Below are 10,982 nucleotides of genomic sequence, written 5' to 3'. Positions count from 1 at the left end.
GAATCTAGAACTTGCCATTGAAGCATACCAACTAGCTTTGTCCGTTCGCACCAAAGAAGACTTCCCCATCCAGTGGGCATTAACTCAAAACAACCTGGGCATTGCCTACTGGGAAAGAATGCACCACGACAGGGCTGAGAATCAAGAACTTGCCATTGAAGCATACCAACTAGCTTTGTCCGTTTACACCAAAGAAGACTCCCCCATTGATTGGGCAATGACTCAAAACAACCTGGGCATTGCCTACTGGGAAAGAATCCGCAACAACAGGGCTGAGAATCTAGAACTTGCCATTGAAGCATACCAACTAGCTTTGTCAGTTCGCACCAAAGAAGACTTACCCATCCAGTGGGCAGGAACTCAAAACAACCTGGGCACTGCCTACTATGAAAGAATCCGTGGTGATAAGCAAGAGAATCTGAAAAATGCTATTGCAGCATACCAACTAGCATTAGAAGTTTACACCCCAGAAGGCGATCCGATTAACTGTCTCACAACTTCCCGCAACTTAGGCAACCTTCACTTTAACCAAGGTAACTGGCAACCCGCCATCGATGTCTACCAAACAGCAATCACAGCAGTAGAAATCAGTCGCAGTGAGGCAATGAATGATCAACGCCGCCAAGAGATTATGGCTGAGGCAATACGAGTTTATCACAAACTAGTGCAAGCCTATATCAATATAGAACAGAACGATAAAGCCATCGAAACAGTCGAACGCAGCAAAGCCCGGGACCTAGTGCAACTGCTCAGCAACCGCGACCTTTATCCGAAAGGTGATGTTTCCCAACAGATAATCACCGAGTTAGATCGACTGCGTCGAAACATTCCATCCTTGGAAAAACAGTTACAAGTGGTTTTTGAGAAACTATTTGGAAATAGGGATGAAAAACAACAACAGCAACGACAATCTTTAGAGGAGTCACGGAAACGACTACAGCAAGAATTACAGCAGTCGCGACAGCAGCTAGATCAGGTGCTCAAAGAAATCAATGATAACTATGACCCCAATTTCAGTCTAACTCAAACCGTGGAAACTATTCCGTTTAAGGATATTCAGAGCCTGATTGATCAAGGCACCGCTATGATTGAGTGGTATGTTACCAGGGATAACATTCTTACTTTTATTGTCACCAGTCACAAGCAGCCCATAGTTGTGTCATCCTCTGCTGAAAAGCTGAAAACGTTGGAAAAGTGGGATAAAGACTATACCAATGCCTACCGTAACCAAAAAAATCAATGGATAACCAATCTATCCACTCGCCTCGCAGAACTCGCTACAATATTAGATATTGATAACATTATTTCCGAGATTGATCGAGTATTTGAGACAGAAGGTGGTAAATGCGATCGCTTAATTCTAGTGCCCCATCGTTTCCTGCATCTGTTTCCGCTCCACGCTCTACCGTTATCAAAAGGTAATTTACTTCTAGACCGCTTTAAAAGAGGCGTAAGTTATGCTCCTAGTAGCCAGTTACTGAAACTAACGAAACAACAAGATCGCCCCGACTTCAATAACTTATTTGCCATCCAAAACCCCACTAGACCTGAAGCAAAACCCTTGCCTGGCTCGAAACTAGAAGTTGATAAAATCCGACAATACTTTGACCCAAACCACAGTATAATTCTTGCTGAAGCAGACGCAACAGAAGCCAAACTAAATCAAAATATCAAGGAACTCCGCTCTGCTCACTGTGTCCACTTTTCCTGTCATGGCAAGTTCGAGCCTAAATCTCCCCTAGAATCAGCCCTACTTCTAGCAGATGCAGACCTAACCTTGTATAAAATCTTTAAACTTGATCTCAATCAATGTCGTATTGTCGGCTTTTCTGCCTGTGAAACTGGGATGACCCTTTCAAGTAACAAAGAATCAAGTAACAAAAACGAAGATCTTAGCTTACCTAGTGGTTTAGATGAATATATTGGTTTGCCTAGCGGTTTTCTCTATGCAGGTAGCCCTAGCGTTGTCAGCACCCTCTGGACAGTGGATCCTCTAGCCACTGCTTTATTAGTGATCAAATTCTACAAAAACCTGAAACGACTGCCAACATTAGAAGATGGGGATGTTTCAACTGCCTTAGTTAACGCCCAATTCTGGTTACGAACACTGAACAGTAAAACCTTGCTAAGAATCCAAGAAAGCCAACAATTTCAAGGTTTGATGGCTGAAATATTTGAAAACAATGACGACTATTATTGGATATTCGATGACTTACTATCTGCTGCCATTAACCGCAAACCCTATCCTTTTGCTAACCCCTATTATTGGGCCGCTTTCGTAACCACAGGCACTTAGGGGTTAGGATCGTAAGAATTGCAAAATTTTTCCATGCCTTCTTCCTGGATATAGATAGCAAATGGAGTAGCAACTATTCCGGCTACTACCGGTGGACATCCTAGTAATCCAGCCAAGAAATCAGCTATTACTGGTATAAGTGCAGGCAAGTGTTTTTCTCTCAAATTTTGATATTTCGGCTGACAGATATAACCATGACATTTCCGAAGTATCTCTGTAAACCAACGCAAGTCAGCCTTATCGTGTACTCCTTCAATTCCATTCCGAGTGGCTAGGGATTCAGCAGCATTCTCTAATATACCCTTACGCTGTTCGATTACCTTAAGAGCTTCTAGCGCTTGTGGATTATTGGCCAGTTCGGAACGTAAGTTTGAAATCTGTTCTGATGTAAGTGTAGTCATCAAGTTAGTAGAGTAAACTTGCTGAATTTGACAACACTTTTCAGTTTACAACAATTGTTATCAACAATAGCATTTTTTATGATATTTACAGCGTTTATCATAGCTATGAGGTACACATTCGTTTTTCCCTCTTGCCTCTTGCCTCTTGCCTCTTGCCTCTTGCCTACTCCCTATTCCCTATTCCCTTTACTCTATAAGGTAGCTTAAAATTGTCTTAACCCTACTCGACACTGCCTGCTTTCTTCAAAAACCTTCAGGGCATCCGTGAAATGAATTGTACCAACAGGGGGGCGCTAAACAACAGAGCGATATCAATAGCGGTGATAGTTGCGAAGCGAATCTGTTGATTAGTCATAATTACTTATTTCCTCATTTATCAAGGTAGCTTAAATTTTTTTAACCCTACTCGACACTGCCTGCTTTATTCAAACACTCTCAGGGCATCCGTGAAATGAATTGTACCAACAGGGGGGCGCTAAACAACAGAGCGATATCAATAGCGGTGATAGTGGCGAAACGAATCTGTTGAGTAGTCATAATCACTTATTTCCTCCAGCAGTTATCTAAAACTTCTTTAAAGTTGATGTGAATATACTACAGTCCACAGTAATTTCACTGCATGGACTTAGCTCACCCACCATAGTGATTTTCCAGACTAATTGGTGTGATCTGGATCACAATCGCAAAGGGAACAGGGAGTAGGGAGTAGAAATGCTCGCATTTGTATTTGAGTTGTAAACAGAATCCCTGAGGCAAGAGGCAATAGGCAAGAGGCAATAGGCAAGAGCTAATCAACTATATAGAGATTATCGGCAATGGAAAAAACTATAATCTTTGTTTACAATTCATTTGGAAACCGGATCCCAATCCAGTAATTTTATTTGATGCATATAAAATTAAATTTGTCAAGCCACTTTACTGAACTTTTAGTCTAGGCAAAATGTCCTAGAAGGCTGTGGTAAATTTAACTCAAAGACTGGAGAAGCTTGCCAATCGAAAAGGTTGGTATAGGGAGGATTCCGTTCCCTAGATTCTCATCAGTCAAGGGTGTATCTGAGGGTGTATCTGATTTTTATTCAACCGCTGTTAATGCAACTAGCTCGCTCCGGATTAGGTAGCGCTAGCCCTGTATCAAGAGGTAAACATCCAAAGCGGCAAATTAATTTGTAATCAGAGTTAAACATTCTGCTGATGACACCCTTTTTTCGCAAGGCTTTTGCCCATCTACCCAAAAAAACTCCTAGGTCACACCAATCAGATGGTCACTATAGCGCTAATCAAGCCTCTACTTCTGTGAGGTCTGATACTAAAGCAGATCATCCTCGGCCTTCGTTCCAAAGATATTCTTTAGTCCTGCTATTATTCCTCAGCTGTAGTATTTCCATTGGGTTAACTACAAAGTTAGTGTATGCCCAAAGTGATGGCAGTAACAGCGATTCCAACAAAACCCTACGGGAGAGTACCATCGAGGAGCTCAAGGAAAAATCTCAACCGACCTTTGCTCTACCTTCCCCACCAACTAAAGCTCCTGAGATCGATGCTCCTGCTGCTGGTCAGTACATCCTAGAATTCAATCGTAGCCCAGTAGTAGGGTCTCGTCTTAGTTTAAAAGGCATCTATGACGAAGCACGGCTAGGGTTTACCCGTCCCCGAGATTGGCAACTGAAATCTGTCAAAGCCTTGATTCGCTTTCGCCATTCTCCAGCGCTCTATGCTACTCGCTCTAATCTTACCGTTCTAATTAATGGTGTTAGCGTTGGCAGTATTCCTCTCAACCGCCAGAAAGGGGAAATTGGGAATGTGCTCTTTAATATTCCTATCGACCAACTCCGTAACTACAACCAAATCACAATTGCGGCGCTACAGAATAACTCTCCTACCTGTACTCAAGACCCCTATGATCCTTCCCTATGGACAGAAATTCTGCCGGATTCTAAAATAGTCTTTGATTTTGAACCCCAACCGGTTTCTCTAGACTTTAATCGCTATCCTTACCCGATTTTTGATGACCTGAGTCTAGAACCAAATCAAATTACTTATCTGTTGCCTAAAAAGATTGATGATAATTGGTTAACTAGCACTGCTCGTTTCCAAGCTTCTTTAGGTAGGCTAGCGGATTATCGTCGCCTGAATACGTCCTTGGTGAAATCTGTTAAAGAGGCGAGTGGAACGGGGATTAATCGCTTTTCTGGTAATCGGTTGGTGATCATCGGCACACCAGAACAACAGCCAGAACTCAAATCCCTGAAACTACCCCTTCCGGTCGGAAAAAATCAGATTCTCGATGCTAAGGACAAACCCTTACCACCGGATGTCGGGGTCTTAATGTTAACCACCACTCCTGGCAATGAAGCTGCAGTATTGGTAGCAACGGGTAATGGGCCAGAAGGAGTGGCGAAAGCAGTACAGTTTTTAGTGCAATCGGAAGACCGTCAAATTGCTACCAGTCAAGTGATCTTAGTCGAAAACCTCGACGAAGTGCCAACCCCTGAACCCCGTGATTGGCCAGACTATTTACCTCTAGAACCCACATTCAAGCTCAGCGACCTCAAAACTCCCTACAATCAGCCCATTGAGGATATCACAGTCAGGGGTTCCGATTCTCCACCCATTACCATTGACTTCCGGGCATTACCGGATGATAAGTTTGAGGGGGATAACTATATGAACCTAATTTATAGCTATAGTCCCCAAATTAATCCCAAAACCTCAGTAGTAGAAGTCAAGCTAGATGGCATTGCTCTAATCGGTAAAAAGCTAAAGTCCATCGATGGTGGAACTAGAGAATCCCTGAGGGTTCCCCTGCCTACTGATAAAATTAACCCCTATTCTAAAATCCAGGTCGATTTTCGTCTTGATGCTCGGGAACGCCGCTCCTGTAGCAAAGTAACTGACCAACAGCTTTGGGGTACGTTGCACAGTGATACAAATTTTGAACTCCAGCGCAGTACTGTTGCCAAAGTTCCAGATTTGGGGTTGCTGAAAACAGGTTTCCCCTTTGCTGCTCCTCAGGATTTATCCAATACCGTTATTGTGCTACCAAAAGACCCCTCAACCAGTGTACTGATGACATTACTACAGTTCACTAACAGACTGGGACGGTTAAGCCAAGCGGAATCAATCGAGTTATCAGTTTACACAAAAGATTCTTTACCCACTGAAGAACGCAGTGACCATCATCTGGTAGGAATTGGGACTCAAAATAAATTTCCTTTTCCCGAAATTTTCTCCTCTGGTGGCTTTAAATTAAAAAATGTCTTGACAAGGCAGCGCAGTGATAGTCAGATTCAAACCTGGTCTGATCATGATGGGGTGATCAAAGAAATTATCTCGCCATGGAATAAAGAACGGGTGCTCCTTGCTCTAATTGCTCAAACTAACCAAGGCTTAGAGAAAGTCCAAGACTTATTAAACCAAGACCCACTATTCTCTCAAATTAAGGGAGACACGGTACTGATTAGTGCTAACTCGGAAAATCCCGATATTTATGACCAAAATTCTTATAATATGGAGTTTTTCAAGCAAGAGCGCAAGCGTCAACTGGAAAAACCTAAGTTGACTCAGCAAATTTTTAACTTCATAATAAGAAGTTGGTTGATGTTAGCTCCAGCTATTGTAGCTGCTACCCTGATTAGTTACGGTGTTATTCAGTTTTATCTACAAAAAATGGCTAGGGATAGAAATTAATGACTATTCCATTTTTAAAGATTAGGTCAAAACCGGGTCAAAGAGGCTTGGTGACCACACCCCAACAGCGAGAGAAACTAACAGTATGGGTAGTGGAAGACTTACCCTATATATTTGGCCAGATTTTACAGTGGCTAAGTCGCCGTCAATTGCTGTTGCTGATTGTATCCTTACTCTTGCTATTCATTCCTCTAATTACTGCTCGCCCACCCATTTGGCAACAAGGGTTGCTTGGTTTTATTTTGTTCCTGGTGGGACGGGTGATTATTCAGATGGAGGAAGATAAACCTAAGCGTAAAACCAGTGAATATCTCCACTTATTGTTGGTTTTACTTAGCGGTTTCACTACCTTACGCTATTTTTATTACCGCACTCGATATACCCTGAATTTTGAAGGGTGGCTGAATATCGTTTTTTGCTTGCTGTTGTATGGAGCAGAATTTTATGCGATCGCTACCTTATTCTTGGCTTACTTTCAAACCTTAAAAATCAAACAACGTCAAGCGGTTAGTTTGGAAACTATTCCCCAAAAGGAGTGGTTTAGCGTTGATATTTACATTCCTACCTATAACGAAGATATCGAAATTGTCCGCAAAACAACCTTAGCGGCTTTAGCCGTTGACTATCCTCCTGATAAAAAATCGGTTTATGTCCTTGACGATGGCAGAAAGTATCCAGAGCGTAGGGAAAAGTTGCGCCAAATGTGTGAGGATTTAGGCTGCGCTCTGCTGACTCGGGATAACAATGACCATGCTAAAGCTGGCAATATCAACACCGCTTTTCACAAAACCACTGGGGATTTAGTCCTTATTCTGGATTGTGACCACATTCCCGCTAAAAACTTTTTGAAAGAAACTGTTGGCTTCTTTTTTAACCCTAAGGTTTCCTTTGTCCAGACACCCCACTGGTTCTACAACCCAGATCCCTTTGAGCGTAATTTGCTCACAGAAGGCAGAATACCTGTGGGTAATGAACTGTTTTATAAGGTGCTGCAAAAGGGCAATGATTTCTGGAATGCAGCTTTCTTTTGTGGTTCTGCGGCGGTGATTCGGAAAACCCACGTGATGGAAATCGGAGGTATTGCCACCGAAACCGTTACCGAAGACTGCCATACCGCCTTCCGTCTGCACTCAAAGGGTTACGAGTCGGTCTACTACGACAAGATTATGGTGGCAGGTTTAGCGCCAGAGAAATTTTCTGCCTATATCGGTCAACAGGTACGTTGGGCTAGGGGAATGGCTCAGATTCTGCGCCTGGAAAATCCCTTGTTCAACCGGAAGGTGAATTTGAGCCTGCCCCAACGGTTGTGCTACATGAGTGCCACATCCCACTTTTTCTTCGGCTTCCCGCGATTGATGTATGCGATCGCACCCACTCTATTCTTATTATTTGGCATCAATTCGGTGAAAGGTCTGGGTTATGAAACCTTGTGCTATGCTCTGCCTCACGTTATCTTATCGATGCAGACCAACCACATTCCCTACAAGCACGTCCGTTTTTCCTTCTGGAACGAGATTTTTGAATTTGCCCTATCATTCCAGGCAGGAATCGTTACCATCTTAGCTCTGATTAATCCTAAATTAGGGTCTTTCAATGTTACCGATAAAGGGATGAATGTTACCAAGCGCAGCTTTGATTTTGATTCAGTCAGGTACTTGGTGTTAGTCGGTGCCTTGGCTACTGCTGCCTTGTTTACTGTACCCCTGTGGCTATGGTTAAGACCGGAAGATAGCCAAGCGGTGATTGTTAATGTGTTGTGGTCTATCTTTAACCTAATCCTGCTGATGGCTGCTTGTCTAGTTGCTTTCGAGCAACCCCAACTCCGTCGAGCCCACCGGATGCCAAGGAAGTTAACAGCTGTGATTCATACTCCACACCAGAGTTGGAGAGGTGAAACCGTTAATATTAGTGAAAGTGGCGTCCAAATTCTGCTGAATACCCGACCCAACATCCCTGATCAAATCAGAGTGGAACTGGAAGGAGACTATGGACACAAGTGCTTGCTCCGAGGGCGGGTGGTACGAGAAGTTGCCATGGGGGAGCAGGTGAGGCTATTTGTTGATTTTATTGAGGTCACCCGTACTCAGCAAGATGATCTGGTGTTAGTTATTTATTCTGATGTCAATGAGTGGTATTCCCAGAGACGATCTGAGACAGACCATCCTCTGGAATCCCTTAAGTTTATTGCTACGAGTATCAGACGAGTCTTCCGTGAATTCCGACCAGCTAAAGAGACCAAGGTACGTCAACAAGTTCAAACAGCAGTGCAATTATATTGGGATTACTGGAAAAACGATTCCGTTAGCGCGACAATAACCGAAATTGGGACTCATGATTTACGGTTGGAATTAGATGGTAAGCAGATTAGCAATCTCGATATCATGAAGCAAACTAAACCCATGGTCAGTTTACTGGTAACTCAGGAATCTAATCACGTAAACGATCTGAGTTTTGTGGCTCAGGTGGAAACTATAGAGCAGTTAGTTGATACCGGATCTATTGATTCGATTGCGATCGAGTTAACTTTCCCAGAATCAATGAAACAACAGCAACGGCTCAAAATTCCACAGCTTCTCAATCGCTTGGATTGATAGTAAACAGAACAAGGATTGACATCTCCCCCAGCTAAAGCACGGGGGATTCTCAAAGGATGTTACGCGGGAGGGTGAACCCGTCCCGCTCCACCTTTATATCGATATGATTTAGACAAGTGACTGAATAAATCGTACCGGTGTGGAACTGTCAAAGATTCCCTAACCACCTTAGTCAGGTCGAATGACTGTGTGGATACTTTTCTTAGGATGTTGGCAGCGCCGTTGGAATCGGCGTTGATCAACTTTCCTGAAGCAGTCCTGTACAAGCCACGTCTAACTCTTTTTCCAGAGGGTCTCCATCCTTTCGGCAAAGCCGACGCTACGCGAACGGGTTTTGCACCTAATGTCGGTAAAGAGTCACCATCCAAGAAAGACGCTTTGCTGGTATAAGATTCTTCTGTAATTATTAATTTTATTCCGTACTCCGGACAAAGCTGTTTCAGCCTGTCAATGAGTCGCTTAGTGGGAATAACTACAAATTTTTGATTACCTTTCCTCCCTATATTGGAACGATTCTTTTGACCTTCGTTCCAACCTATTACAATGTTGCCTATTCCATCATTTAGGCAGCGGTTAATAATGAATCTAGCAGCTTTGTTCACGGCATCTCGCATCTGATTGTTCCGCTTTAATTGAATTCTATCCAAGGTTGAATCCCAGTATCTTTCTGGCTTCCCGGCTTTATGTTTGGCAACTAACCGAGAATACCCTTGATTCATAGCCTTGAGTTTTTTACCATCGATGATAAAGCTTTTCCCTAAAGTCGAAACGCAGGTTAGCCAGTTATCGCCTCCATGATCTATACCCAGAGCGTGGGAATAATTTAGCTGGGGATTGGCAGTCACTGGCTGCTTACCATCATCAATAACCCAATCAATCCATAGCTGACCGTAACATGGGCGAACAGTTACCTCTTTTACCCAATCTGGATCCACGAATTCCGGAGGGGTTAAGGTTACCTGAGTTAGGAGTTCTGGCTTGCTTTCCTTGCTAACAGAAGGGTAAAATACTCCTTCCTTGTAAGTGAGTGCTTGCCTTGGAAAAGTAACAGAAGCAAAACCTCCTGACTTGCGGTAACGAGGAAACCTTGGCTTATCTACCTCTCCTTTGTAATACAGTCCTACTAACTGGTTGTAACTTTTGATCGCCTCTCCTACAGTCCTAAGGGTTTGTTGAGCAGACTGAGCTGCCATCGCCTTGTAATGAGGAGACATTTTTAAAGCTTTATCTATTTCGGGATATTTTATTCCACACTTGTAGGTCTTCCACCCTGTTCTCAGTTCATCCCCTCGCCAGTAGGTGGTAAAAGCTTCTTGTTCCTCTAACCATTTATAGTGTTTCTGTTTTACGTAATAAACAGCGCAATTAAACAGACTATTAGATTGTTGACACTGAAATTGCCAGAAAGCCTTTTCCTCTCCTGAGAATACAGCTTTTATGGGTATCGTCTTGTACACTTGATAACCTCGACCTTATTTGTTACCATGCATATAGTCTATACGTATGGTCTAAAAATGTCAAGCCAAAACCAGAAAAAATCAAAGAAAAAGATGAGAGGAGTTCCCGTCCTTTACGATGAACTAAAAAAACCACACACTATCATGTTCACAGACAGTGTATGGAAGTGGTTGCAGTTATCAGCTAAAGAATCTGGGACTAGTGTCGGAGAGTTTATAGAGCGTTGGGCTAGAAATCAGATTGAGGACACGACGCCGATATTTCCAGTCTCTCTTTTTCATCCCGGAGACGAAACCTTAGAATAAGGCAGCCTTTATGGTTGGTCGGCTATGAACAAAAGGGTTAAAACTTTATGATTAAGGCTGCCTTATTCTTACGGTAACTTCTGACCCCGGCTAAAGCACGGGGGTTCTCAAATTTCAGGAAGCTTTGATAGGGTCGCCTTTATAGCTCACGGGGTAACAACAAAGCTCAAACCTAGATAGGTGTTGGGTATTAGGTATTAGGTTTTAGGTATTGGGGAAAATGAGCGCGACTCGTGTTGTT

7 protein-coding genes are annotated in these 10,982 nt (G+C 43.1%); 4 read left to right on the top strand and 3 right to left on the bottom strand.

What is annotated here, in order from left to right; all coding sequences use genetic code 11:
• A partial coding sequence (locus AC4II3_RS11830) for a CHAT domain-containing protein (protein ID WP_488016565.1) occupies positions 1–2,296 on the top strand: 2,296 nt, incomplete at its 5' end.
• On the opposite strand, the gene AC4II3_RS11825 is transcribed toward AC4II3_RS11830, so the two are convergent.
• Positions 2,293–2,697 carry a hypothetical protein gene (locus AC4II3_RS11825; protein ID WP_488016564.1) on the bottom strand — a complete coding sequence of 135 codons (405 nt, stop codon included), beginning with the start codon at positions 2,695–2,697 and terminating at the stop codon, positions 2,293–2,295. The genes AC4II3_RS11830 and AC4II3_RS11825 overlap by 4 nt on opposite strands.
• Positions 2,698–3,327: 630 nt before the next feature.
• Positions 3,328–3,474 (bottom strand): hypothetical protein, encoded by a 147-nt coding sequence (locus tag AC4II3_RS11820; RefSeq protein WP_488029272.1) that lies wholly within the window; start codon positions 3,472–3,474, stop codon positions 3,328–3,330.
• Positions 3,475–3,888: 414 nt separating this feature from the next.
• Here AC4II3_RS11820 and AC4II3_RS11815 point away from each other — a divergent pair, with 414 nt between their 5' ends.
• A complete protein-coding gene (locus tag AC4II3_RS11815) occupies positions 3,889–6,384 on the top strand; it encodes a cellulose biosynthesis cyclic di-GMP-binding regulatory protein BcsB (protein WP_488013811.1) in 2,496 nt (831 codons plus the stop codon).
• On the top strand, positions 6,384–8,975 hold the full coding sequence (gene bcsA, locus AC4II3_RS11810) for a UDP-forming cellulose synthase catalytic subunit (protein ID WP_488013813.1): 2,592 nt from the start codon (positions 6,384–6,386) through the stop codon (positions 8,973–8,975). The genes AC4II3_RS11815 and bcsA overlap by 1 nt, the downstream gene beginning before the upstream one ends.
• 62 nt (positions 8,976–9,037) lie before the next feature.
• Here bcsA and AC4II3_RS11805 read toward each other — a convergent pair whose 3' ends face one another.
• Entirely contained in the window at positions 9,038–10,435 is a 1,398-nt protein-coding gene (locus AC4II3_RS11805) for an RNA-guided endonuclease InsQ/TnpB family protein (protein WP_488013815.1), read from the bottom strand.
• A gap of 144 nt (positions 10,436–10,579) precedes the next feature.
• On the opposite strand from AC4II3_RS11805, the gene AC4II3_RS11800 reads away from it, so the two are divergent.
• Positions 10,580–10,741, top strand: a complete 162-nt coding sequence (locus AC4II3_RS11800) for a hypothetical protein (RefSeq protein ID WP_488013817.1) — start codon at positions 10,580–10,582, stop codon at positions 10,739–10,741.
• The last annotated feature ends 241 nt before the right edge of the window (positions 10,742–10,982 follow it).

It is taken from the genome of Moorena sp., assembly GCF_982860115.1.
This window is presented reverse-complemented; position numbering and strand designations above follow the sequence as displayed.